This is a genomic window from Glutamicibacter sp. Je.9.36 (assembly GCF_051129975.1).
Classification (GTDB): Bacteria; Actinomycetota; Actinomycetes; order Actinomycetales; family Micrococcaceae; genus Glutamicibacter.
Map to the genome: position 1 here is coordinate 1 of NZ_JBCPSN010000002.1, position 25,793 is coordinate 25,793.

Genomic DNA, 25,793 nt, shown 5'->3' on the forward strand with positions numbered 1-25,793 from the left:
CCCCCCCCCCCCACCTCACTGTATTATTGATCTAGTCTGCATTGAAGATAAAGTGAGTTGAGAAGTGAAAATTGCATTAGGGGACTTCCGAAAAGCACTTTGGCATCTCCGCCAGGGTGGTCCGCAGCAATTGCAGGAGTGGTACCAGCGTCGCAACTATGATTTGCGCACCGGGGGACAGCAGCGCTACTTGCGAACCGATGTTGAGAAATTGCTTGGACTGCAATTCCCACCAGTAGAATTTGAACCTTCAGAAGACCACGATGGAAAGTTAAACGTTGCCGTCATTCTTGATGATTTCAGCGCGAAAGCTTGGGCGCCTGAATGGAACTGCACCTTTATCACCCCCAGCTCATGGCAGGATGAACTTGAAACACGAGAATTTGATCTTCTCTTTGTGGAGTCGGCCTGGGCTGGAAACAACAAGTCTTGGCAGTACCACCTAACCGGCCCTACAGCACCTCGACCAGCGTTTGTCGAGATGGTGGAAGCGTTTAAAGAACGATCTGTTCCAGCAGTTTTCTGGAATAAAGAAGATCCACCGCACTTCGCCGACTTCCTTGACTCTGCAAGGCTGTTCGATGTCGTTTTCACATCAGATTCCCGCAAGATTCCGGAATACCATGAAGCACTGGGCCATGAACGTGTCGCAGCGTTGAGCTTTGCAGCTCAGCCGAAGTTCCATAATCCGGTACGGACAGTTAGCCAAGAACGCCGAGATGTAGCTTTCGCCGGAATGTATTTTGCGGACAAGTACCCCGAACGACAAGAACAGATGGAGATCGTGCTTGGCGGAGCTATCGACATCTCGCCAAAGCTCACTAGCGGGCTAGACATTTTCTCCCGACAGCACGGCGGGGACGCGAAGTACCAGTTCCCGGCACCGTATGACCAGAATGTTGTCGGCTCGCTCGACTATGACAAGATGCTTTCTGCGTACAAGAACTACAACGTTTTTCTGAACGTCAACTCCGTGGTCGATTCGCCAAGCATGTGTGCCCGTCGAATATTCGAGATCACCGCCGCTGGCACTCCTGTGATTTCGGCTCCAAGCGCTGCGATAGAGAATTTCTTCACGCCTTCAGAGGTACTTCAGGTATCCACCAGGGAACAAGCATCTAACTCGATTCGCAGCTTGGTTCGGAGCCCAGAACTTCGCCAGCGAATGGTCCATATGGGTCAGCGCAGGATCTGGAAGAACCATACCTATGCGCATCGTGCTCAACAGGTTGAACAATTCGTTGGGCTCCGTTCTGCTCACGGTCAGCCAATGTCCATGTCCTGTACTCCAAAGGTAAGTGCGATTGTTTCGACCATAAGGCCTCACCAGCTTCAGCATATATTCGACACTGTAGGGAAACAGAAGGATGTTGAAGTTGAGCTCGTACTCGTGGCTCATAAGTTCTCGGCCGCCACTGGAGAACTGGCCGCTATGGCATCAGCAGCTGGAGTAACGAACTACCAACTGCTTGAGATGGGTGAAGAAAGTACTTTGGGTGACTGCTTGAACGCCGCGGTGGCCATGGCCAACGGCGACTTCATCACCAAAATGGATGATGACGACCTTTACGGGGAGTACTATCTATTCGATCAAATTTCAGCGCTTCGATACAGCGGTGCCTCGATAGTAGGCAAGCAGGCGCATTACATGTACCTCGCGGATTCAGATGCTACTTTGCTGAGATTTGCCGAGCGTGAGCACCGTTTTACGAACCTCGTGATGGGTCCGACGATGCTTGGTCGCGCGCACGTTTTCCGCGAGACACCCTTTGATACACGTAACCGTGGCGAAGATACAAGATTCCTAAAAGACGTCATTGAACGTGGAGGAACGATTTATTCGAGTGACCGTTTCAACTTTACCCAGATGCGCGGGAATGATGGCCTAGCGCATACCTGGGATCTGAGCGATGCGGAGTTGACTGCAACTGGTAGTATTCAGTGGTTTGGACGCAATGATAAACATGTCTTTTTCTAGGAAAGTCTTATTGTGCAAATAGTACGAGGTAAATCAGGGGAGTGAAGAAGATGAAAGTTATGCTTCTGACTCACTCGTTCACGCCTGAGATCTCTCCACCTCAGCGACGCTGGTCAATTATTGCCGACGAACTGGGGCAATTGGGGCACGAAGTTACTGTAGTGACCCCGAAATCAAATCGGATTGCAACTAGACGGCAAAGTCGTCTTCTTGATAATTATTATTTGAAGCTGCAGCACTATCCATCAATGCGCCGTTCCAAAACGATGCTCGGAAAAGTATTGAAGCATGGCGTTGATGCCGTTCTGAGCGTCCCTGCTGCATTCCGAGGGCAAAAGCCCGACGTTATTATCGCAACTGTCCCAGCAATTCCGACGCTAATTGTTGGCTTCGTGGCTAGCCGCTTGCGGGGTGTACCGTTAGTTGTCGACCTCCGGGATGCTTGGCCAGATTTGCTCAGTGAATCACAAGTAATCAAGTTCCGCTGGGTTGAGCCAGCTATTTCGAAGATCATCAGTTTCGTTGTGAATAGAAGCGATATGCTCGTTACGGTGACGTACGGCTTGGCGGGCAAGATGAAGCGAAATGGCGTGAAGAACGTCGTCACAATCACAAACGGCGTTGAAACCGAACGCGAAGATCTTACAGTTGCTCAACGCGATATCGATGACGAATTCCATATTCTCTATCTAGGGAACATTGGTCGGAGCCAGGGTCTGGAGACCGTTATCCGAGCGATGGAGTACGTACCAGAATCTGTACGTCTGCGCATTGTTGGCCAGGGTACTGAAAAGAGTAAATTGATGAGCCTAGCGATGGATCTTGGGCTTGATATTGACTTCCAAGACCCTGTCTACGGCCAAGAGGTACTGGAAAATTACTCGTGGGCGGATACATGCCTAGTTTCTCTGCGTCCTGACTGGCCGAGCTTTAACCACACAGTGCCCTCGAAACTCTATGAACTTCTTTACTTGAATCAGCACGTCAGCGGCTTGGTCAGAGGAGAAGCAGCGGAAATTATTCGGGATTCCGAGGCTGGGACTGTGATTGAACAAGATGTACCTTCCCTGGCCGCTTACATTAACAACTTGGTTGCGAACCCTGGAATTTTGCGGACCGATCGTCGCGGGACCGACTGGGTCAGGAAACATGGATCGCTACGTCAAGCCGGGCGGGAATATGCCGAACTACTAGCCACAGTTGTCGATGCGTACTCCAAGAGATAGAGCAGAACTTTTGAATCTAAAAGTCATTCCGAATGCAATCAACACCGGTAATTTGGTACTCTCCAACATTGCTGATGATCCTACTTATTTTGCGCTCCAAGTTGCTCGCCGCTTCAAGTCCAAGCCGGTTCTGCGCTCGTTGATTATTACTCTTGGGAGTGATAAATCCAGCATTCGGCTACGCGCGCTCTCGGCCATGCTGAAGGATGACACTAGTGCCCTGCTCTCTGCCTGCAGAGAATGGTTAAGCTCCGACAGCAACCCAAGCCAATCAGTATTCCTGGCTAACCTTTGCATTGCTTCCAATGAGTGGGAACTTGCAGAAGAATTACTCAATAGGGGCATACCTTCCATCGCCCACGTACGTGCCAAGGCCCGTCTATTGTGGTCATTGGGCTGGATGACAGATGCCATTGAGCTGTTGCAGCAGAATCGCAGTGGCCGTCAACTTCGTCACTATGAATCAGAATTGGCATCCTTCAAGGGGGCAGAGCCCTGTCTTTCTCCGCTCCGTACCGCCGGTATATCGACTAGCGCGACTCGTTCTGTTCTTTACGTTGCTACCAATTCGTTGCCACACACGGGTAGCGGTTACGCACAACGAACTCACTCAATTCTCGCGTCATTAAGGGATGCAGGATGGGGAGTCAAAGGACTTACCCGTGTGAATTATCCCTTGAATATCGGCAAACTATCCGTCTCAGAAGCTGACGTGGTTTCTGGTATCGAATACCAGCGCTGCCTGCCTTTTCCAGCGAAGCATGACTTCACCGGAAGAATCCAGCAACAAGCTGAAGACCTATTGAGCAGAGTCCTTCAAGAGGCCCCTTCTGTACTTCACACGACGACAGATTTTTCCAACGCTCTAGCGGTTAAGTCCGTTGCAGAAGCGACCGGTATACCGTGGGTTTATGAAGTTCGCGGACAGCTGGCAGACACGTGGCTTTCTACGCGTCCCGAGCGCTCGAAAGATTCAGAACGATACCGACTATTCGTGGAACGCGAAGCGTTTGTAGCTCGGCATGCCGATCATGTCTTCACCCTGGGCGATGCCATGAAACGCAACCTGATTGACGTGGGCGTTGATGAATCAAAGATTTCAATATTACCGAACGGGATAGGGGAAAAGTTCCTAGAGGAACCCGTGCCCAGGGTCCAAGCTCGCGCGCAGCTGGACCTTGATCCTGAAGCATTTTATGTGGGGACGGTTAGCAGCTTGGTCCCTTATGAGGGGCTTTCGACAGTTGTCCGTGCTGTTGCTGAACTTGCAAAGCAGCACAACGAGTTACGTTTGTTGATCGTTGGCGATGGTACGGATCGCGAAAATCTGATCAGTCTTGCCAAAAGTCTAGGCATCGCCGCGCGTTGCGTTTTTCCTGGTCGCATTCCGCGGGAACAATCGCACCTCTATCATGCTGCGTTGAACGCTTTCGTCGTGCCACGAATTGACTCTGCTGTTACTCGTTCGGTAACTCCGCTCAAACCAGTTGAAGCAATGGCATCGAACGTACCTGTCTTGGCGTCCGATCTTCCTGCCCTGCAGGAGCTGATCACTGACGGTGAGAACGGTCACTTGATACCTGCAGGGGATGTGGCTTCGTGGGCAGAAAATATCGAAAAGTTGATTTTAAACCCAGGGATAGCTGAGCGCATGGGCAAGTCAGGGCGGAAATTCGTGCTTGCCAATAGAACTTGGGAGCAAAACGCGCGCAGCATTGTCCAAGTTTACGAGCGAGTAATAAGTAAAGCTCCGTGACAATGAGACTGTCGTTGAACTCAGTGATGGGATATGGTTTATACGGCTAATCTTGCACATCCCGTGCTATAAGATCAGCTTGCAGGCCCTTTCGTAGGGAACATCGCTCGTACCAGAAGGAAAGTCACTTTAGTGAACAACATTAAAGAAGTCGCCGTAATCGGTTTGGGTTACATCGGATTGCCTACCGCCGCAATTCTTGCCTCGAAGGGCATCACCGTAAAAGGCGTCGATGTAACTCCTCGAACTGTAGAGGCGGTGAACAAGGGCGAGGTGCCGTTCGTAGAACCGGCGTTGGGCGAATTCGTTTCCGCCGCGGTGGCTGCAGGTACCTTGTCTGCAAGCTTCGATACTCCAGAAGCTGAAGCGTACATTGTTGCTGTGCCAACGCCGTTCAACGATGACTACACCGCTGACCTGTCATACATTGAGGCTGCAGCAGAGGGCATCGCTCCAAAGCTCAAGGGCGGCGAATTGGTTATCCTCGAGTCGACCTCGCCTCCAGGTGCAACCCAGCACCTCTTCGACTACCTGCTGAAGAAGCGTCCCGACCTGAACAAGGACAGCCTGCTTGTAGCACACTGCCCAGAGCGCGTACTTCCTGGCTACGTCATGGAAGAATTGGTCACCAATGACCGTATCGTCGGCGGTATCACCCCAGAAGCTGCAGAGAAGGCCAAGGCACTTTACGAGACCTTCTGCCAGGCAGCTATCCTCACCACCGATGCTAAGACTGCTGAAATGGCAAAGCTGGTCGAGAACTCGTACCGCGACGTGAACATCGCCTTCGCTAACGAACTGTCGGTCATCTCCGACAAGCTGGGCATTGACGTTTGGGAACTGATTTCCCTGGCCAACCGCCACCCACGCGTAAACATTCTTCAGCCCGGTCCAGGCGTTGGCGGTCACTGCATCGCAGTTGATCCATGGTTCATTGTCTCGGCTGCTCCTGAAGAGTCAAAGCTGATCCGGATGGCTCGTAACACCAACGATGCGAAGCCGAACTGGGTTATCGACAAGGTTGTAGAAGCTACCAAACTCCCATCCTTCAACGGCAAGGTAGCGGTCATGGGTTTGGCTTTCAAGGCGAACATTGACGACATGCGTGAATCGCCATCGATTGCGATCGCTCGCAAATTGGCTGAAGCCAACCCAACCGTCGAGTTCCTTGCAGTGGAGCCGCACGTAGAAGAATTGCCTAAGAATCTTGCGGGCATCGCCAACCTGAAGCTGGTTGCAACCGATGAAGCCCTAGAATCGGCAAGTGTAATTACTTTGCTGGTCGACCACGACCAGTTCAAGTCCGTACCAGCAACCGCGCTGGCCGGCAAGGAAGTTATCGACACTCGCGGTCTCTGGCGCTAGTTCTCCAAGCTGACAAGGTATATATCTATGAAGAAGATCATGCCGATCTATGGCACTCGTCCTGAGGCCATCAAGGTTGCGCCGATCGTCAAGGCTTTGAAAGAAGCTGACGAGTTCGAATGCGTTGTTGTCGTAACAGGACAGCACCGAGAAATGCTGGATCAGGTTAACGAGCTCTTTGGCATCACGCCGGACTACGACCTGGATGTCATTCAGCCGCGCCAGACCCTGAATGGTCTGCTTACTAAGACCATTGCTGGCCTTGACGAGATTTTCGAAAAGGAAAAGCCTGACGCTGTAGTGGTCCAGGGCGACACCACCACTTCGACGGCTGGCGCAATCGCGGCTTTCTACCGTGGTATCCCAGTGGTTCACGCTGAGGCTGGACTTCGGAGCTATGACATCTTCTCTCCATTCCCGGAGGAAGCTAACCGCAAGCTGACCAGCCAGATCGCCAGCCTGCATTTGGCTCCAACGTCGTTGAGCAAGCGTAACCTTGAGCGTGAAACTTTCAAGGGAAGTGACATCGTTATCACCGGTAACTCTGTCATTGACGCTCTGCTGACTGTTGTCGAAAAGAAGGTTCCTTTCTCGGATCCCAAGTTGGAAGAACTGGTTTCTTCTGACAAGCGCATCGTTCTGGTGACGACGCACCGTCGTGAGAACCAAGGCGAACCAATGCGCGGCATCGGCCGTGCATTGGCAAAGCTCTCCAAGGCGGAACCAGATGTTGAATTCATCTTGCCGTTGCATCGCAACCCTGCGGTTCGCGAAGCGTTGCTTCCGGAAATCGATGGACTGCCTAACGTGACTTTGACCGAGCCGCTGGCTTACGGCGAATTCACTCGCATCATTGATGCTTCGACCGTCGTCTTGACCGATTCCGGTGGCGTCCAGGAAGAGGCTCCAAGCCTCGGCAAGCCTGTTCTGGTCATGCGCCTGAACACCGAGCGTCCTGAAGCTGTTACCGCGGGTACCGTACGCCTGATCGGCACCGATGAGAAGCGCATCTTCGAATCGGTCACTGAGCTGTTGCATGATGAAGCGGCTTACAACGAGATGGCTAACGCTGTAAACCCTTACGGTGATGGCAGGGCTTCCGTACGTACCGTCGCTGCAATTGCAGAATTGCTTGGCGTAGGTTCGCGTATCGAGGAATTCGATTCCAGTCTGTCAGATCCAGAAGACATGATGCGGGCAACCAGCATCTAGTTCAGTTCAAAAGACCAGTTCAACACCAGTTGAACTGGTCTTTTCTGGTTTACGCCGGAAAGAGTCATGCGATGCAGGCCTTTTCAATATGGTTTGCATAGTTTTGTCAGTACGATCGAATCATGATGAATCAAACTGCAATATTTATTGATGCCGGATTTCTGCTCTCACTAGGCGGTCATCGTGCCGCCGGAACAACCTTACGATCAGCCTTCACAACACATTACGAGGCGCTGGTACGCGGGATCGTGCAAACCGTAAAGAAGAACACAGGTCTTAATAACCTCCGCGTTTATTGGTATGACGCCTCGAAAGACGGGCTATTTACTGAGCAGCATAAGCGGATTGGCTTGATCCCCGGCGTTAAAGTGCGCTTAGGTCGTATCTCTTATAACGGCGAGCAAAAAGGTGTGGACCTGAGACTGGCGCTGGACCTTGTAGGGGTTGCCCGTAATGGCTCGGCATCAATTGCTTACTTGGTCTCCGGCGATGACGACCTCGCCGAGGCCGTCGAAGAAGCGCAAGACTTGGGCATGAAAGTAGTGTTACTAGGCGTAGCGAAATCCGATAGCCGTCTTGGAGTAGCCTCGGTGGCTGAACACCTGGCTTTGACCGCTGACTACATTGAAATCGTTCCGAATCAACTATTGGATAGCGCATTCACCAAGGTTCTTGAATGGGACAAGAATCATTCTGAAAAGACGTCTCTAATTGCTAGTGCGTCTTTGGAGACAGAAGCAAAGCCAGCAGCGAAGCCATCGGTTCCTACTCCTGCCGTCATGGCTCAGAAGCCAGTTATCAGGCCAGCCGTTGAACCGGAAGCCGAACCTGTGGTGATCTACTCCAGTGGTGGTGAAGCTTCTGGCTATCAGGGTTCCGCGGCTTATGAGCAACAAGAGTTGAAGGTTGCAGAAGAGATCGGCGCAAAGGTTGCTGAATCCTGGCTTGCCTTCACGACACAGTCTGACGTAGTAGAACTAATTGCTGACAAGCCGCAGCTGCCACCCGAAATTGACAGGACTTTGCTCAAGGATTGCGCTCAAGTGCTGGGGGAATGGAAAACTGATCAGCAGATCATCCGCCGCACACTTCGTGGCGCCTTCTGGGACTATTTGGGCAAGATCATGTGACGAGTCAGTACAATCTGGAAATCCGCTTTCTGACGCTAGCTAAGGTAAATTTATATCGTGACTTCTCAGCAGAAACCTTTTTACATCACCACGGCTATTTCTTACCCGAACGGTACCCCGCACATTGGGCATGCCTACGAGGTAGTGGCTACCGACGTTATGGCTCGATTCAAGCGCCTGGATGGTTTTGACGTCTTCTTCCTGACCGGCACCGATGAGCATGGCCAGAAGATGATGCAGACCGCAGAGAATCTTGGGGTCACGCCGGCTCAGCTGGCCCAGCGTAACTCGGATGCATTCCAGGCCATGAATGATGAGCTGGGTACAAGCTACGACCGCTTCATCCGTACCACTGATGCAGACCATCATGCGGCTGCGCAGGAACTCTGGCGCCGCATGGAAGCCAATGATGACATTTACTTGGATAAGTACGCAGGATGGTACTCGGTACGCGATGAGGCCTTCTACACCGAAGACCAGACGGAAGTGCGCGAGGACGGTATTCGTTATGCCGTTGAAACCGACACCGAAGTTACTTGGACTGAAGAAGAGTCCTACTTCTTCCGCTTATCCAAGTACCAGGACAAGTTGCTGGAGTACTACCAGAACTACCCTGAATTCGGCGCGCCACGTTCCCGCTTCAATGAAGTAGTACGGTTTGTCGAAGGCGGTCTGATGGACCTTTCGATCTCTCGAACAACTTTTGACTGGGGTATCCCGGTACCGGGCAACGAGAAGCATGTAATGTACGTCTGGGTAGACGCGCTGACCAATTACCTGACGGGCGTTGGATTCCCGGACGTGGAGTCTGCTTCTTTCCAGAAATATTGGCCGGCAGATGTCCACGTGATCGGCAAAGACATCTCGCGATTCCACGCGATCTACTGGCCAGCATTCTTGATGTCTGCAAAACTGCCATTGCCTAAGCGCGTCATGATCCATGGATTCCTGCACAATAACGGTGTGAAGATGTCCAAATCCCTGGGCAACACTGTTTCCCCAGATGATTTTGTGAACCGTTATGGCCTGGACCAGGTGCGCTACTTCTTCCTGCGGGAAGTTCCGTTCGGTGCCGATGGCAGCTACAACCACGAGACCATCGTTGCCCGTATTAACGGTGACCTGGCCAATAACTTCGGCAACCTTGCACAGCGTTCACTTTCGATGGTCGCAAAGAACTGTGGGGGAGTAGTCCCGACCCCGGGCGAATTGCTGGAAGCTGATCAGCAGATTCTGGAAGCAGCCGGCAAGCTGCTGGAGATCAACCGCGATGCTTTCTCGCGTCAGGAATTTAGCAAGGCACTTGAATCCGTTTGGCACGTTCTGGGCGATACCAATGCCTACTTCGCTGAGCAGGAGCCATGGAAGCTGAAGAAGACCGATCCCGAGCGTATGGCTACTGTCTTGTACGTGACCATTGAGATTGTCCGCAAGGTGGCGTTGCTGCTTCAGCCAGTATTGCCGCAGGCCATGACTTCTATGCTCAATGCGTTGGCAGTTGGTGAAGGTTCGGCGCGAACCTTTGAGTCCTTTGATAGCGCTTTGGTCCCAGGCACTGAGCTCCCAGCTCCTTCTCCTGTGTTCCCACGCTACGAGGAAGAGAAGTAAAAATTTTCCTGAGAGGAAATTGAGGTGTTCTGCTTGATTCGGAATCAGAGCAGAACACCTCAATTTTTTCATTCAGTCAGGGTGTGACTACTCCGGTCTGGTAGGCGATGACTACAGCCTGGACCCGGTCACGAGCTTCCAGTTTGGCCAGAATATGGCCCACATGGGTTTTGACTGTGGCCTCTGACAGGAATAGTTTTTCTGCGATTTCCGGGTTGGAAAAGCCTTCTGCAATCAAGCCAAACACTTCCCGCTCGCGAGGTGTCAGCGATTCAACAGCTGCAATTAGGTGATCCTTGTGCTGTGACGAGCTCTTCTTGAGCATTGGCGCCATGTGGTCCAGCAACCGTCGAGTGGTCGATGGCGCTATGACGGCATCTCCTCGATTGACGGTGCGTACTGACTCCAAGAGTTCTTCTGGGGGCGCATCCTTCAAAAGAAAGCCGCTTGCGCCGGCTTGAATGGCGCTTAGCGCATATTCGTCCATGTCGAAAGTCGTCAGCACGATGATCTTGGGACCATCCGCGGCCTTCTTATCTGGATCCAATAGGCGTTCGGTAGCTTCGATGCCGTCCATTTCCGGCATTCGCACGTCCATCAAGATGACATCCGCCTGAGCCATCAGTGGTGCAGCTAGTGCTTCACGGCCATTGCCAGCTTCAACAATGACTTCCATATCCTCTTGGGAATTAATGAGCATTCTGAAGCCACTGCGAACCAAGAGCTGATCATCGACCAGGCCGACCTTGATGGCATCTGTTTTAGGCATTTGAATATTAGTCCTCGGTGTAAGGGATGGAAACATTAACGGTGAAACCGCCACCGGTCCGGGGGAGTGCAGTGCAGGTACCTTCATATAAGGCTACGCGTTCTTTCATTCCCTGCAGACCTTGTCCTACGCCTTCGAGGACGATGGAACCGGCACCTCGCCCATCGTCGCTGACGCTCAAATTCAAGCCCCGGGAAGTCCACTCAATATGGACTTGGGTCTGTGTATCCGGACCAGCATGCTTAATGACATTCGTGAGTGATTCTTGAACGCATCGATAGATTGTGAGCTCCGCGCCTGCCGGTAGTTCTTTCCGCGGCGTTCCAGAAGTTTCGAGATGGACATTCAGTCCGGACACGGCAACGCTTTCCACGAGTTCAGGTACGTTTGCCAATGACGGAAGAGGGCGATTCTCCAATTCCTCGTCCTTACGTAGAACTCCCAGAAGCCTGCGCATTTCTTTCAGCGATGCGCGGCCCGTATCTGAAACTGTTTTCAGGGTCTCGATGGCAATCTCCGGGTCTTTCGCCGCCGCGTATCGTGCCCCGTTGGCCTGGGTGATGATGACAGAGAGCGAATGGGCCACGATGTCATGCATCTCGCGGGCGATGTGGTTTCTCTCGTCGGAAGCTGCCAGGGCGCGCTCGGTGAGACGTTCCTTCTCCAGGCGTTCGGCATGATCCCTCAGGGACTTCATGGCCAGACGCCTCGTTCGCGCTAAGTCACCGAAGGTCCAGGAAAGGGTGACAACCAATGCAAGACCCACGAAAGAAATCATCATGTCGAAGGTGAAGACGGGGGATGGATCAGGCGAGTACCTTGAGGAGCCGAACATGCTGAACGTCGCCAACAACGCGCCAATCAGTCCCAGCCCCAGCGTGCTGAATGACTGCCAGCGTTTCCCGTAGACAGCCATGGTGTAAACCATGATTGGAACGGATACTTGCGAGAACATCATTAGCCCGTCAAAGCCCAGTTGCAATACATGCCCGGTGGCGACAACGAGGGTCGCTGCCCATGGGCAGCGGCGCCGCACCATCAGCGGAGCTGACTGGAGAAGAGAAAGGCTCAGCACGGAGAGAACGGCGGCAACTGACATCGAAGAAGCGAGGCTGAGAGCGGCCGGTATGCAGAACAGCGTGTACAACAGGCCGGTGATGAAATCTACCCGTCCGGGATTCTCGCGGATCCAACCGTCAATTCGACGGTGGGGATTGGCAAAGATCAAGAGTTCCTGCAATTCGACGTGTTAGTAACTGTTGATCCTTATAGCGAAGCAAAGGATCTGTTTATCCAAGGTTATCGGCAATGAAGACGGCGATGCCTCATGCCCAGGGAGGAAATATGTCGGCGAAAACTCATCAGATCTCATTATTTGAGATGAACTCTCAAATGGCGGACGCTAGTCGATAGAATCTGTGCCATGGGAAATGTAATTGATATTGCGGTCATTCCGGGTGACGGTATTGGCCCAGAAGTTGTTGCCGAAGCGGTTAAGGTTCTGAAGTTCGTCACTAACGGTGGCAAGAACGAAATCAAGCTGACCGACTACAAGCTTGGTGCAGAGCATTGGCTGGCGACTGGCGAAACACTTCCGGAAGCGACGCTGGAAGCTCTTAAGAAGCACGATGCCATTCTCTTCGGCGCGGTTGGCGCTGCCCCTGGAGATACGCGCATTCCGTCAGGAATTATCGAGCGCGAAATGCTTCTGAAGCTCCGCTTCTCGCTGGATCATTTCGTGAATCTGCGTCCGGCTAAGCTCTATCCTGGAATTGAGAGCCCCCTGGCTAACCCCGGTGAAATTGACTTCGTGGTGGTTCGCGAAGGTACCGAAGGCCCGTACGTAGGCAACGGCGGTTCGGTGCGCACGGGCACCGCGCATGAAATCGCTACCGAAGTATCGGTAAATACCGCCTATGGTGTGGAACGTGTTGTCCGCGACGCATTCCGCCGTGCATCAGAGCGTGAACGCAAGCGTGTCACCCTGGTGCACAAGCACAACGTGCTGGTGCACGCCGGGCATTTGTGGAAGCGCACTGTCGAAATGGTGGCGCAGGAATTCCCAGAGGTTACCCACGATTACCTGCACGTGGATGCGGCTACCATCTTCTTGACCACGGACCCATCGCGTTTCGACGTGATTGTCACTGACAACCTCTTTGGCGACATCCTCACCGACCAGGCCGGCGCCATTACCGGTGGTATTGGCCTGGCAGCCAGTGGCAACATCAATATGGACCGTACCTACCCATCGATGTTTGAGCCGGTTCATGGTTCGGCTCCGGATATTGCCGGCCAGCAGAAAGCAGACCCAACCGCGGCGATTCTGTCCGTGGCACTGATGCTTGATCACCTCGGGCTGGCTGAAGAAGCTCGCACAGTTGAGCAAGCTGTTGAAAAAGAGATCACTTCACGTCAAGAATTGACCGATAATCGCACCACAAGTGAAATTGGCGATGCAATTGTCGCGTTACTGGCATAAGCTGAAAGTGACGTTTCTGGTTAGCTAATAACCAGTAGCAAATTCCACGAACGGATGTTCCGCACAGGCGTGGAGCATCCGTTCTTTGTTTATTGAACTAGGAAGTCCAGGGTAGATGGAATTCACCGAAAATCTCTCAACGAATCGCAAGAGCGAACAGGACCGAGCCGGCGTCTTGGCTAATCCTGGGTTCGGAGACTTCTTCACTGACCACACCGCAGTCATCGACTGGTCAGCAGACGATAGCGGCCGTAACGGTGAATGGCATGATGCTCGAATTGAGCCATACGGCCCTATCGCCATGGACCCGGCCGCTTCAGTCCTGCATTATGGCCAGGAAATCTTCGAAGGCCTGAAGGCCTACCGCCATGCCGATGGTTCGGTATGGACTTTCCGTCCGCAGGCCAACGCTGCCCGCATGAACAAGTCGGCGCAGCGCCTAGCGCTCCCGCAGCTGGATGAGGACGTTTTCGTCGACTCGCTGCGCAAGCTGGTAGCAACGGATATCGATTGGGTTCCTACCGGTGACGGTGAAGCCCTGTACCTGCGTCCATTCATGATTGCTACCGAAGCATTCCTTGGTGTGCGTGCAGCGCGTGAGGTTTCCTACCGCGTCATCGCATCACCAGCAGGAAATTACTTCGGTGGTGAACTCAAGCCAGTGGCCATTTGGGTGTCGAAGAACTACGCACGAGCAGGCCGAGGCGGTACAGGTTCGGCTAAGTGCGGTGGCAACTACGCGGCCTCGCTCGTAGCCCAGCTGGAAGCTGAAGAAAACGGCTGCAAGCAGGTTCTGTTCCTTGACTCCTTCAATGACAATGCCATTGAAGAGCTCGGGGGCATGAATGTCTTCTTCGTGACGAAGGACAACAAGCTGGTGACCCCAGCGTTGACCGGAACCATCCTTGAAGGCGTGACCCGTTCGTCGGTCATCCAGCTCGCGAAGGATCGGGGCATGGAGGTCGAAGAACGCAAGATCACCCTGGATGAGTGGCGTGAAGGCATCGCCTCAGGCGATATCACCGAGGTCTTTGCTTGCGGTACAGCGGCGGTGATCACTCCTATCGGCCTGCTGAAGAACGGCGAAGAGCTCATCGGCGATGAGAACGCTGCAGCCGGCGAAGTGACCATGTCCATTCGCGAAGAACTGCTGGGAATCCAGCGGGGCACCGTGGAAGACCGTCATGGTTGGCTGGAGCGTCTGGCGTAAAGCTACCTCAAAGTTGCTGGTCTCGAGACTTGAAGTCTCGGGACCAGTGGTTTTTAACCCGAATTGGTCATGTGCAAACGCAGTTGCTAGCGTCAGTATGTAGCAGACGCTGCTCCGCTGCAAGAAGTTCTGGGGCCGATCGAACGGAGTAATGTTTGTCTGGAGAAGAGCACAGGGAAAATAGAAGCATTGCAAGACGAAGCTTGCTCGGCCTAGCTGTTGTTGGTGGAACCGCCGCAGGGCTTTCTGTCCTCTTCCCGGACCGTCGGGCCTCTGAGATTAGCGCTCCTTCGGTGACCCCGTCTCCGAGCCCCACGCCGAAACCGACTCCCGATATGCGGTATTTAGCGAATCTGAAGAGCGGGAAAGAAATTAGTGGCCATGAAAAGGTCTTCGGCAGAGCATATTCGACGCTGAAGATTCTTGAGGCGGTACCGCTAACCAACTATCGCAATTCCTCGAAACTTCGGTTGGCGGTGTCTGTTGTCGGGCATATCAATGAACTGCAAATAGTCGATCCCTCCGTCGGCACCGCCATTCACACCTTGAACCTGCCCGATGACAGCGGGCACGGAATTGATTCGATGGTTTGGGATGAACCCCGGCAAAGACTATATGTCAGTGTGGACGGGAGTGTTCTCGCATGGAATCCAGCAATTCCTGAGCAGTTCAGTACCCTGGTGGACGTAGAAGGTGCCTCGGTTGCATATGAGCTTCGGCTTGATTCGAGCGGCAATTTGTGGGGAGGCACATATCCACTCGGAGCAAGCTTCAGCTACAACGTTGAAAGCAAGAAACTTCGAATATTTGATCGTGTAGCCGAAGACACCGACTATATCCGCCGGCTGGCATTGGATGGCCGGGGCAGGGTATGGATGGGAACGGGGTCCCGGAATCCTAGGTTATTCACCTTTGAGGCGGGGAAGCCGGATGCAGTACGTGAAATAAACCTTCCAGTGGATGTGGCCCATGGATTCATTGGGTCAATCGACCCTATCGGGCACTACCTCGCTGTTACTGTTAGCTCCGTTTCCGAACAACTCATACTTGATACCCGGACGATGAAATGGCACGAGCCAGTGACCCGGGTATGGGCATCGCGCGAGATTTCCAAGGCCAGTTCGGGGAGATTCTTCAGCATCACTTCCGGCCATCTGCATTCAACTGCATTCCAGGGAATGGACGACAAGCAGCTCGGAAAAGTCGAGGCGCGCGGCATCTTGTGCATCATTCCGCAGAATGGGCGCATCCTCATCATCAGTACGACAACCGATGGGATTCTCTGCGAAACATTCGATCTGGGTTTGAATCGCGTACGCGCTACCCGCGAAATCAGATTGACCCCGAGCGCCATCAAGATCCAATCGCTGCTCGGACACAGTGACGGAAACATCTATATCGGAGGATACAAGGCGAACGGTGTCGCCGCATTGAATCCGGAAACTGGCGTTCGTTGGAACTCCGGCGATGACGAGCAGGTGATCAACCAGATCGAAGGAATGGTCGAATACGACCAGAACAAGACCTACATCGGTTCCTACGGTAGCGCTGACCTGGTCCTCATGGATACACCTCAAAACAGTGCCGACAGAAAATATGACCGGATTGCACGGCTGCTCACTGAGTACTCGCAATCGAGGCCCTTCGGCTGGGCAGCGAATTCATCCAGCGTGTTTTTCGGAACTGTTCCGGAATATGGAGTCTTAGGCGGTGTTCTGGGGAAAATTGATCCTGCTACTGATACGGTCTCTTGGGTTCTTGACGGGGATGGCAAAGGATTCGTTTCAGGCCATTCCATCATCGGGTTAGCCGCCGATGAATCGTATCTCTATGGCACCACTTCGGTGCGCAACGGATATGGCGTTGAAGATACGAAAAGTCCTGCCAAGGTCTTCAAGATGCACATAGCGTCCCGCAAGATCCTCTGGGAATCAAGTCCTGTGGAATCCGCGGGCGCGTTGTATTCACCTGCGATTACCGGCGGTTGGCTGGCGGTAGCTGATCTGCAGGGTGTGGCCTTGCTGGACTTGGACAGCGGACAGATGAAGAAACGGCATATCGTCAACAACGTTAAAAACACTTCCTATCGTCCTGGATGGCTAGCTGCAGACGTAAGGGCAACGCCGGATGGGCAGAAGATGGTTCATGCTGCAGGGGGCGGAATAACGGTGATGGATTATGTTGCAGGAACTACTCATTCCGTTGTGTCCACACGAAGCCATGACCGGCACGGCACAAGAGTGACCGTTGGTGCCGACGGCCACGTGTACGGGATTCTAAATCAAACCACACTGGTGCAGCTTGCCCTGGAGCCGGAATTGCCCTAGCCGAGTTCGCGGCGACGAGCCGAGGTGGATTGTCGTCCGAGGATTTCCTTTCCCTTCATTCGCCGTATTTCGCAGTCGCAGTTCCTGCAGTGACGGAAAAGCCGAGACGTCATAGTTTAGGCTTGTATTCATGCGCATTGCACGATTTGTAGTAGATAGCGACCCGCTGTACGGCGTCGTCGACGGTAACGATATTCATGTTTTGGCTGGAGATCCATTTTTCCAGGGGATCAAGACCACTGGTGCTACGCACTCCTTGGATGATGTTCGGTTGGTAGCCCCGATCATCCCTCGCTCAAAGGTGGTGGGCTTTGGCCGCACGTACCGCGAGCACGCCAAGGAACTTGGAAATGAAGTTCCTGCTGAGCCGCTGATGTTCTTGAAGCCGAATACTTCTGTAGTCGGCCATGGAGACCCCGTCACCCTGCCGGCGTTTTCCAATGAAGTTTCCTTCGAAGGTGAACTTGCCGTGGTGATCGGCCGAATTTGCAAGGACGTTCCAGCCGACAAGGCGCAGGACGTGATCTTCGGCTACACCGTAGCAAACGACCTGACCGCCCGCGATGCTCAGCGCACCGATCCGCAGTGGGCTCGTGCCAAGGGCTTTGATGGTTCTTGCCCGCTGGGCCCGTGGATTGAGACCGAGATTGCCGACCCGGATGATCTGGGAATTATCAGCCGCGTCAATGGCGAGGTTCGCCAAGACGGAACTACCAATGACATGATCTGGCCAGTCAACGAATTGGTTGCTCGTGCTTCCGAAGCTTTCACCTTGCTGCCAGGCGATGTCATCATGACTGGCACCCCTGCGGGTGTCGGCCTAGTAAATGCAGGCGACGTTGTAGAAGTGGAAGTCGAAGGTATCGGTTCATTGCGAACCGTCTTCCGTCGCTAGGAACCATTACTGATGTTGTGAGGCTTTCGATCGCTAATGTGATCGGGAGCCTCGCGCTTTAACTGCAAGTTTCTTTGCAGAAGGCATAGAATGAAAACATCATGACTGATCTTTCGTTGATTCCCGTTGTTACCGAAGATACCCCGGTACGCGTTCGTTTTTGCCCATCCCCAACTGGTACCCCTCACGTAGGTTTGATCCGTACTGCCCTCTTCAACTGGGCTTACGCGCGTCACACCGGCGGCAAAATGGTCTTCCGCATCGAAGACACCGATGCCAAGCGTGACTCCGAAGAAAGCTACAACCAGCTTTTGGATGCCCTGGCTTGGTTGGGTATCGATTGGGACGAGGGCGTCAACGCGGGCGGTCCGCATGAGCCATACCGCCAGTCGCAGCGTGGTGGCATCTACGAGGACGTCATTGCGAAGCTTCGTGCTGCAGGCCATCTGTACGAGTCCTACTCGACCCCAGAAGAAGTTGAAGCACGCCACAAGGCAGCCGGCCGTGATCCGAAGCTGGGCTACGACAACTTCGACCGCGAGCTGACCGACGAGCAGAAAGATGCGTTCAAGGCCGAAGGCCGTGAACCGGTATTGCGTGTTCGCATGCCGGATCACGACATCACCTTCAACGACTTGGTACGTGGCGAGATCACCTTCAAAGCTGGATCCGTTCCCGACTACGTGGTGGTGCGCGCCAACGGCAAGCCGCTGTACACCCTGGTCAACCCAATCGATGATGCGCTGATGGGCATTACCCACGTACTTCGTGGCGAAGATCTGTTGTCCTCGACTCCACGCCAGGTCGTCTTGTATGCGTTGCTGCACGATATCGGCGTTGCCCAGTACATGCCGCGCTTTGGCCACCTGCCATACGTTATGGGACAGGGCAACAAGAAGCTATCCAAGCGTGATCCAGAATCCAGCGTATTCTTGCACCGCGACAATGGATTCATCCCGGAAGGCCTGCTGAACTATCTCGCGCTTCTTGGCTGGTCGCTGAGTGCTGATGAAGATATCTTCTCCCGTGAACAGCTGGTAGAAGCCTTCGATGTAGCAGATGTGCTGTCCAATCCTGCCCGCTTCGATGTGAAGAAGGCAGAAGCAATCAACGGAACCCACGTGCGCATGCTCGAGGCGCAGGATTTCCGTGATCGTTTGGTTCCTTACCTGAAGGCCGCTGGTCTGGTGGGCGAAGAGTTGACTGAACGTGAAAACGACATCTTGGACCAGGCTGCGCCACTGGTACAGGAACGTATTGCCCTGTTGGGTGAAGCGACCGACATGCTTGAATTCCTCTTCAAGTCTGATGACGAAATTGTCATCGACGAGAAAGCACTCAAGGGAATGCCGGCAAACCTGGTTGAAGTTGTCGATGCTACTGTCCAGGGCCTCGAAACTCTTACCGAATGGAATGCCGAAACCATCCAGGCAGCACTGCGCACGAAGCTTGTGGACGAACTGGAACTGAAGCCTCGTCAGGCATTCGGACCAGCCCGCGTTGCTATCTCCGGAAAGCGCGTATCTCCACCGCTCTTCGAGTCCATGGAAATTCTTGGACGCGAGTCGAGCCTCAAGCGTTTGCGCGCATTTGGTGAGTCCCGCTAGCTATTCGCCGAAAGCCCGCTGAAAAGCACTTTGAGCGCCTCGGATGGTTCCAGTCCTGTGACTGGTCCTGTCCGAGGCGTTCGCTTTGATTTTGATGACGCGCTCGTAGATTTGTAAACTCCCGCAATCCGCGGTTTCTCGTCCATGTCGGAGCTGGAATGGCGGCAGCTTTTGCGGTTGAGGGTGATTAGCCCGGGAGAGGTGCATCGCAGGCAAGCTCACGTTTATGGAAAAGCGAGCAATGCGGTTGCTGCGTGCGTACAGTTTGGCAGGATTAACCGCGCCCAGCGGATAAGCTTATCCGCCTTGGATCGCTGGTTACGATATCGCCGGTGCTCCTAAACCCCATTTTGCCCCGTTCCTTGGCCGGTACGCTGAATTAGAGGGTCTGCCGGCACAAGCGCTTTGCATAGGGGATGACCCTGTTGGTGGCTATCAAAGTGACGTTGATGTGGGACTCCAGCTACTTTCCAGGGCCGTGCTTCACTTCACAAGAATTTCCCTGGCTGGCAGTGGCGGATTTGGGATGACTGGCAGCTGTTCTTTGCTGATTTTCCGCGGATTCTGCCTGGGGCACCGGTCGCGAGGCTCGATTTGTGTACTGAACATTAGGCCGGTATAGTTTTATCTCGTGCTACGGCAGTGGCCGGAATGATGCTCAGCTGAATTCCGGAAAGGCCAAGTCACAGTGGGATATGGTGTAATTGGCAACACAACGGTTTCTGGTTCCGTCATTCTAGGTTCGAGTCCTGGTATCCCAGCGCTTCACCAAAGAGATTTGGTGAGCTGAAGATTTATCTTCAGCATACGGCCCCATCGTATAGCGGCCTAGTACTCCGCCCTCTCACGGCGGCAACACGGGTTCGAATCCCGTTGGGGTCACCACAGTAAAACCGCGGAGAATTCCGCGGTTTTTGCGTTTCCCGGACAAAATCTGCATCAGGCTCGCGGGTTTCCCTGTTGGCATGAGGCAAGATAGTTCTCATGGAGTCGAATTCAGATCTGGCTAAGAGCTCAGGGCAGGAAACTGCCTCGCAAACCGAAATTGGCAGTGATTCCGCGGCGCGTTTGAGCGAGCTCCAGGAGCTGCTCGAAGAGCTTTCCTTTGTAAATGGCCAGCCACGAGAAGCCTCTGCCTTCGAAGAACTGCGCAACAAGGCATTGCATCAAATCTCGGACTACCTGATTCCACGAGTTTCGAATCTCGGCGCACCGCTACTGCTGGTCGTCGGTGGCTCCACGGGCTCGGGCAAATCGACTCTGGTCAATTCCCTCCTGGGGGAACCCGTCAGTCTCTCCGGCGCTGTGCGTCCGACCACGCGGACTCCGGTCTTGGCTTTCAACCCTGTTGACCAATCCTTCTTTGAATCTGAACGGATTCTTCCCGAACTTAAACGCGTAGCCGGCCGTGGCTTCAATGCACATGCCGGAGCAGCCAGTAACCATGCGCTGTTGATGACGCCTCGTGAGCAGGTTCCACGAGGTTTGGCCATCCTCGATGCCCCGGATATCGACTCGGTTTCCGACGAGAACAGGGAATTGGCGGGCCAGCTTCTGAACGCAGCAGATCTGTGGATTTTTGTCACCACAGCCAATAGATACGCCGATGCTCTTCCTTGGGATATGCTCACCGAAGCCGGCGCACGGAAAATTACCGTCTGCGTCGTCTTGAACAGGGTGCCACCGGGAGCCGAAGACGATATTGTTCCGGATTTGAAACGCCTGTTAAGCGAGAAGGACCTGGATCCGTCGTTGCTGCATGTCCTGAACGAGACGCAACTGGATGACCAGAAATTGATTCCAAGTGAGCACGTGGAACCCTTGCTCGCATGGCTGAACTCATTGGCAGCAGATTCCGCTAAACGGCAGCAGATTGCGGCCCAAACACTTGACGGCGCGTTGCGGCGCGCCACCGCAGATGTCAGTGAGCTTATCGCTGAACTGCAAGAGCAGGAGAAACAGCTCGGTGAATTGCGCGCCCTTACCAATGAGCGCTTTGAGCAATCGTTGGCCAGAATTAGCGATTCCCTCAATGACGGCTCATTGCTGCGTGGCGAAATCCTGGCCCGGTGGCAGGACTTCGTAGGAGCGGGCGAGCTGCTGCGCGGAATCGAAGGCGCCATTGGACGGATGAGGGATCGTGTTGGCGCATTCCTGACTGGAAAACCGCCAGCGACCCATCGTGTTGAACAAGCCATCGAATCAGGCCTGCACATGGTCTTCATTGCCGAGGCAACCAAGGCCTGCCATGACGTTGACAGATCGTGGAAGAACACGCCATTTGGCCAAGCGCTACGCTCTAATCTGCAATCGCCGCGCCCGCCACAGGATCTCAATGAGCAAGCTTCGGAAAGCATCCGGCTTTGGCAAAAAGATGTCTTGGACATGATTCGGCAGGAGGGCGCCGGGAAGCGCAAGACGGCCCGCATGGCGGCATTTGGAGTCAACGGGGTGGCGGTCATCCTGATGGTTGTGGTCTTTGCGTCAACAGCGGGCCTCACCGGTCTGGAAATCGGTATTGCCGGCGGCTCCGCATTGGTAGGGCAGAAACTGCTGGAAGCAATTTTTGGCGAGGATGCGGTACGTCGCATGGCCACCAAAGCCCGCAAGATGCTTGACACCCGGGCACGGGATCTACTGGATAGGACCTCGTCGATCTATCTGGACGAGTTAGCTGCAAAATCGCAGCCGGAGCTTGCCGATCAATTGGGCAAGATTACCTCAGCCTTGAGCAGCAAAGGGGCTCACTAATGTCCGAGCGCAAGATTCTCAGAGCAGTCAGCGGTCTCAACTCGCAAATCAACAGCATCGTGGAAGCGATGCAGCTTGCAGAACCATATCTGGAACCAGAAACCATCGATCTAGCCGCGGACGTTATCACGCGTGCTGAATCCCGGCGCCAGCTTTCATCCGAACATGTGGTTGTAGGACTTTTCGGTGCCACGGGCAGCGGAAAATCAACGATGTTCAACGCTTTGGTAGGGCAGGAGTTGGCGGCCACGGGTGTCATTCGCCCGACTACTACTGATACTGTCGCTGCAATCTGGGAACCAGAAGGATCAAGCGAACTACTGGACTGGCTGGAAGTGACTACTCGCCACGTCATGGGCGATCAGGACAGCCGGGCGCAACCTGGCAAGAAAAAGAAGTTCGACTCCGGTCTCTTGCTGTTGGACCTACCCGACATGGATTCCACGGCAGTGGATCACCACAAGATTGCTGCTCGTTTGGTGGGCCAGGTGGATTATCTGGTATGGGTGCTTGATCCGCAGAAATACGCCGATGCCTCAATCCACCATGGGTATCTCAAGTCCTTGCGCAGCCAGCAGGGGAACCTGCTGATCGTCCTGAACCAGATCGACAAGATTGCAGAACACGAACGCAAGCAAGTCGTCGATTCCTTGCGCGGCATCTTGGCAACGCCGGGTTTGGAGAACCTTCCCATCGTTTGCGCTTCTGCTGCCACGGGTGAAGGCGTCGCAGATGTGCATGCCAAGATTGCGGCCGCGGCGAAAAACAAGGCACTTTCCACACGTCGGCTCCGCGCAGATGTTGATCAAGTCATCCACCGCCTGAGTGAGGAACTCCAGGTGGAGAAGGTGCGCCTGCCTAGCCAGCTGCACCAAGCGGAGTTGGAGCGTGTGATCGCAAAAGCGCACGGCGCCCAGTACATTGCTGACGCAGTGGAGACCTCCTACCTGCTTCGGGGTGCTTCGCGAACAGGATGGCCTTTGACCACGTGGCTGGTGAAGCTGCGCAACGATCCGCTGAAGCGGATGAATCTCGGGCGCCGGCATGAAGACCCGGAATTGTCCTTGACTTCGCGTCCAGAGCTTTCTGTCGCGGAGACTGCGGCTGTCGAACATGGCATCGACCAGTATGTTTCCGAGGCTTCCAATGATCTTCCGGAAAGCTGGAAAGAGCCACTGCGTGAAAAGGTGCACGCGAATACGGAGGTACTAGATGACGGCATCGATGCGGCTATAGCCGGGACACCGCTGGGTGTTGAACGGTCATCCTGGTGGTGGCCGGTAGTCAAAGTCATCCAATGGGCGGCACTTGTTGCCGCCCTGGGCGGCGCCTTGTGGCTCGCGGTCTATCCGGTGGCTGGATACTTCCAATTCGACCTGCCGCCGGCTCCCCGGGTCGAAGGAATCGCCGTCCCGACGCTGCTGGTTTTCATAGGAATACTGCTGGGTATTGTCCTTGGCTTGGCTTGCTCGTTTGTCAACCGAATAGTCGCTAAAGTTAAGCGTAGGAAAGCGTTGAAGAACATTGAACGCTCGGTATCCCACTTGGTCAGGCAGGCCGTGATTGATCCTGTTGACCAGCATTTGGACACCTTCAATAGTTATTCTGCATTGATCACCTCAGCAGCCAAGAAAGCCGATTAGAACTCTGTGACTACAAACCAACCAAACGCCGATGCAACGGTAGGTGACCTTGGGGAACAAGGCATCCTGGACGCGATGTTGCCGCTGCTTGATTCAGAACAAGCAAGTCTTGGGCCCGGCGACGACGCAGGTGCGCTGCGCGTGCGCGGAACGGAAGTTCTCGTCTCCGTGGATACCCTGGTTGAGAATCAAGATTTTCGGTTGATCTGGCCCAGCGGGCTAGAGCACAGAGCCTATGACATCGGGTGGAAATCCATTGCACAGAATGTTTCGGACATTAATGCAATGGGCGGTCAAGCTACTGGCGCCGTGATTTCTTTGTCCCTGCCGAAGGACACTTCCTTGGAATGGGTCAGGGACTTCAGCCGCGGCGTTGCCGAGGCTATACAGGGACTTGGCGCACAGGAACTTACCATTCTCGGGGGAGACCTCGGGAAGTCCCAAGAAATTTCCGTTACCACTACAGTTCTGGGCGAATGCGAGCATGGCAAGGTCCTGAGGAGCGGAGTCCGAGTTGGCGACCGCATTGCCGTGGCGGGACGTGTCGGTGCTGCGGGGGCAGGGCTTTCGGTGCTTGAGCATGATCGCAACGAACAAGGCTGGAGCCGGGCAGTGCGCCGGCTGGTCCAGGCGCAGTGCCGTCCCGTGCCACCGTTGGAATCCGGCCCGCGTGCCGCGGAAGCTGGTGCTGCAGCCATGATGGACATATCTGATGGGCTGATCCGTGACGCTGGGCGCTTGGCCAAAGCCAGCCATGTGAATCTCGAGTTAGAGTCTTCCGCGCTGCAGGATTATGCTGTTCGCTTGGAAGCCGCGTCAGAACTGACCGGCACCGATCCGATGTCGTGGGTATTGTACGGCGGCGAAGATTTTGGACTCCTTGCTGCCTTCCCAGAGGGAATTGAAATCCCAGAGGAATTCACCGTAATTGGTGCTGCCAAGCCGGCTAATGGTCGCCGCGCAGTGGTGAAACTTGATGGCAAGGTAGCAAAGCCTGAGTCAGGCTTTGACCACTTCGGCTAGCTGCTCCGAACCTGCTTCATGAGCTGGCTACGCGCGGTCATTCTGGATGCGCAGCAGTTCGGAAAGCTCGTGGGCGGCGCTAGTCACGGCTTCGTGGTGAATCTTCCCTGGCTGGCGCGTGAGCCGTTCAATCGGGCCGGATAAGGACAGGGCCGCAATGACTCGTCCGGACTGCCCGCGAACTGGTGCTGATACGGAAGCTACACCTGGCTCGCGTTCGCCCAGCGACTGGGCCCAGCCACGCCGACGGACGCCAGCCAGAATTGTCGGCGTGAAGCGCGCGTGATGCAATCCGTCGACCATGCGTTCATTGTCTTCCCAGGCGAGCAGAATCTGGGCTGCCGAGCCGGCTTTCATGGACAGCTGGGTTCCAACAGGGATGGTGTCACGCAGGCCGATTGGACGCTCAGCACTGGCGATGCACACACGATAATCGCCCTGCTTGCGGAAAATCTGCGTGCTTTCACCGGTGAGGTCGCGAAGCTTGATGAGCACGGGGCCCGCTGCGCTGACCAATCGGTCTTCGCCAGCGGCGCTGGCGAGTTCCACCAGACGGTTCCCCAACTCAAAGCGGCCGTGCATGTCGCGTCCCACCAATCCATGGTGAACCAGCGATTGGGCAATACGGTGCACCGTAGGACGCGAAATTTCGGTGAGTTCCACCAGCTGGGATAGGGAAGTGGGTCCATTCTCCAATGCGTTGAGAATGGCCGCTGCCTTGTCCAGTACGCCTACGCCGCTGCCTGTTGTCATAGTTCCAGTATCACGTCTCAGTATTTGAGATTCAAGTCCGCATACTGGAAAAGTCGAT

General features: G+C 54.3%; 18 protein-coding genes and 2 tRNA genes. 17 read left to right on the plus strand and 3 right to left on the minus strand.

The window, feature by feature from the left end:
* Nucleotides 1-64: 64 nt before the first annotated feature.
* The 7 genes from AAZQ98_RS04370 (at nucleotide 65) to metG (ending at nucleotide 10,275) form a co-directional block, all read left to right on the plus strand.
* Entirely contained in the window at nucleotides 65-1,978 is a 1,914-nt protein-coding gene (locus AAZQ98_RS04370; RefSeq protein WP_434690116.1) for a glycosyltransferase family protein, read from the plus strand.
* Nucleotides 1,979-2,028: 50 nt separating this feature from the next.
* On the plus strand, nucleotides 2,029-3,204 hold the full coding sequence (locus tag AAZQ98_RS04375) for a glycosyltransferase family 4 protein (RefSeq protein WP_434691306.1): 1,176 nt from the start codon (nucleotides 2,029-2,031) through the stop codon (nucleotides 3,202-3,204).
* Nucleotides 3,185-4,960: a glycosyltransferase family 4 protein gene (locus AAZQ98_RS04380; protein ID WP_434690119.1), complete on the plus strand. Its 1,776-nt coding sequence runs from the start codon at nucleotides 3,185-3,187 to the stop codon at nucleotides 4,958-4,960. Before AAZQ98_RS04375 ends, AAZQ98_RS04380 begins: the two co-directional genes overlap by 20 nt.
* A 132-nt stretch (nucleotides 4,961-5,092) precedes the next feature.
* Nucleotides 5,093-6,325 (plus strand): UDP-N-acetyl-D-mannosamine dehydrogenase, encoded by a 1,233-nt coding sequence (gene wecC / locus AAZQ98_RS04385; protein ID WP_434690122.1) that lies wholly within the window; start codon nucleotides 5,093-5,095, stop codon nucleotides 6,323-6,325.
* Nucleotides 6,326-6,352: 27 nt separating this feature from the next.
* Entirely contained in the window at nucleotides 6,353-7,537 is a 1,185-nt protein-coding gene (gene wecB, locus AAZQ98_RS04390) for a non-hydrolyzing UDP-N-acetylglucosamine 2-epimerase (RefSeq protein ID WP_434690125.1), read from the plus strand.
* Between the two features lie 122 nt (nucleotides 7,538-7,659).
* On the plus strand, nucleotides 7,660-8,667 hold the full coding sequence (locus AAZQ98_RS04395; RefSeq protein WP_434690127.1) for an NYN domain-containing protein: 1,008 nt from the start codon (nucleotides 7,660-7,662) through the stop codon (nucleotides 8,665-8,667).
* 57 nt (nucleotides 8,668-8,724) lie between these two features.
* Nucleotides 8,725-10,275, plus strand: a complete 1,551-nt coding sequence (gene metG / locus AAZQ98_RS04400; protein WP_434690129.1) for a methionine--tRNA ligase — start codon at nucleotides 8,725-8,727, stop codon at nucleotides 10,273-10,275.
* A gap of 76 nt (nucleotides 10,276-10,351) precedes the next feature.
* On the opposite strand, the gene AAZQ98_RS04405 is transcribed toward metG, so the two are convergent.
* Together AAZQ98_RS04405 and AAZQ98_RS04410 are read right to left on the minus strand one after the other, a co-directional pair.
* The gene (locus AAZQ98_RS04405; RefSeq protein WP_426734661.1) at nucleotides 10,352-11,044 is read right to left on the minus strand and encodes a response regulator; all 693 of its coding nucleotides are present in this window, start codon (nucleotides 11,042-11,044) and stop codon (nucleotides 10,352-10,354) included.
* Nucleotides 11,045-11,051: 7 nt separating this feature from the next.
* Nucleotides 11,052-12,284: a sensor histidine kinase gene (locus AAZQ98_RS04410; RefSeq protein WP_434690132.1), complete on the minus strand. Its 1,233-nt coding sequence runs from the start codon at nucleotides 12,282-12,284 to the stop codon at nucleotides 11,052-11,054.
* Nucleotides 12,285-12,467: 183 nt separating this feature from the next.
* Here AAZQ98_RS04410 and AAZQ98_RS04415 point away from each other — a divergent pair, with 183 nt between their 5' ends.
* The 10 genes from AAZQ98_RS04415 to thiL all read left to right on the plus strand — a co-directional run bounded on the left by AAZQ98_RS04415 (nucleotide 12,468) and on the right by thiL (nucleotide 24,982).
* Nucleotides 12,468-13,526 carry a 3-isopropylmalate dehydrogenase gene (locus AAZQ98_RS04415; RefSeq protein WP_426734658.1) on the plus strand — a complete coding sequence of 353 codons (1,059 nt, stop codon included), beginning with the start codon at nucleotides 12,468-12,470 and terminating at the stop codon, nucleotides 13,524-13,526.
* Between the two features lie 115 nt (nucleotides 13,527-13,641).
* Nucleotides 13,642-14,736, plus strand: coding sequence for a branched-chain amino acid aminotransferase (locus AAZQ98_RS04420; protein WP_434690134.1), 1,095 nt, complete (start codon nucleotides 13,642-13,644; stop codon nucleotides 14,734-14,736).
* A gap of 155 nt (nucleotides 14,737-14,891) precedes the next feature.
* A complete protein-coding gene (locus tag AAZQ98_RS04425) occupies nucleotides 14,892-17,063 on the plus strand; it encodes a hypothetical protein (protein WP_434690137.1) in 2,172 nt (723 codons plus the stop codon).
* A gap of 130 nt (nucleotides 17,064-17,193) precedes the next feature.
* Nucleotides 17,194-17,958, plus strand: coding sequence for a fumarylacetoacetate hydrolase family protein (locus tag AAZQ98_RS04430; RefSeq protein ID WP_105661153.1), 765 nt, complete (start codon nucleotides 17,194-17,196; stop codon nucleotides 17,956-17,958).
* 101 nt (nucleotides 17,959-18,059) lie between these two features.
* The gene (gene gltX / locus AAZQ98_RS04435; protein WP_434690141.1) at nucleotides 18,060-19,565 is read left to right on the plus strand and encodes a glutamate--tRNA ligase; all 1,506 of its coding nucleotides are present in this window, start codon (nucleotides 18,060-18,062) and stop codon (nucleotides 19,563-19,565) included.
* Between the two features lie 689 nt (nucleotides 19,566-20,254).
* Nucleotides 20,255-20,326: transfer RNA gene (locus AAZQ98_RS04440), tRNA-Gln, on the plus strand.
* A gap of 48 nt (nucleotides 20,327-20,374) precedes the next feature.
* Nucleotides 20,375-20,450 (plus strand) — tRNA-Glu (locus AAZQ98_RS04445).
* Nucleotides 20,451-20,549: 99 nt separating this feature from the next.
* The gene (locus AAZQ98_RS04450; protein ID WP_133833494.1) at nucleotides 20,550-22,316 is read left to right on the plus strand and encodes a dynamin family protein; all 1,767 of its coding nucleotides are present in this window, start codon (nucleotides 20,550-20,552) and stop codon (nucleotides 22,314-22,316) included.
* Nucleotides 22,316-23,959 carry a GTPase gene (locus AAZQ98_RS04455; protein ID WP_434690143.1) on the plus strand — a complete coding sequence of 548 codons (1,644 nt, stop codon included), beginning with the start codon at nucleotides 22,316-22,318 and terminating at the stop codon, nucleotides 23,957-23,959. The genes AAZQ98_RS04450 and AAZQ98_RS04455 overlap by 1 nt, the downstream gene beginning before the upstream one ends.
* 6 nt (nucleotides 23,960-23,965) lie before the next feature.
* Nucleotides 23,966-24,982 (plus strand): thiamine-phosphate kinase, encoded by a 1,017-nt coding sequence (thiL, locus tag AAZQ98_RS04460; protein ID WP_402734918.1) that lies wholly within the window; start codon nucleotides 23,966-23,968, stop codon nucleotides 24,980-24,982.
* A 27-nt stretch (nucleotides 24,983-25,009) separates the two neighbouring features.
* On the opposite strand, the gene AAZQ98_RS04465 is transcribed toward thiL, so the two are convergent.
* On the minus strand, nucleotides 25,010-25,735 hold the full coding sequence (locus AAZQ98_RS04465) for an IclR family transcriptional regulator (RefSeq protein ID WP_105659150.1): 726 nt from the start codon (nucleotides 25,733-25,735) through the stop codon (nucleotides 25,010-25,012).
* Between the last annotated feature and the right edge of the window lie 58 nt (nucleotides 25,736-25,793).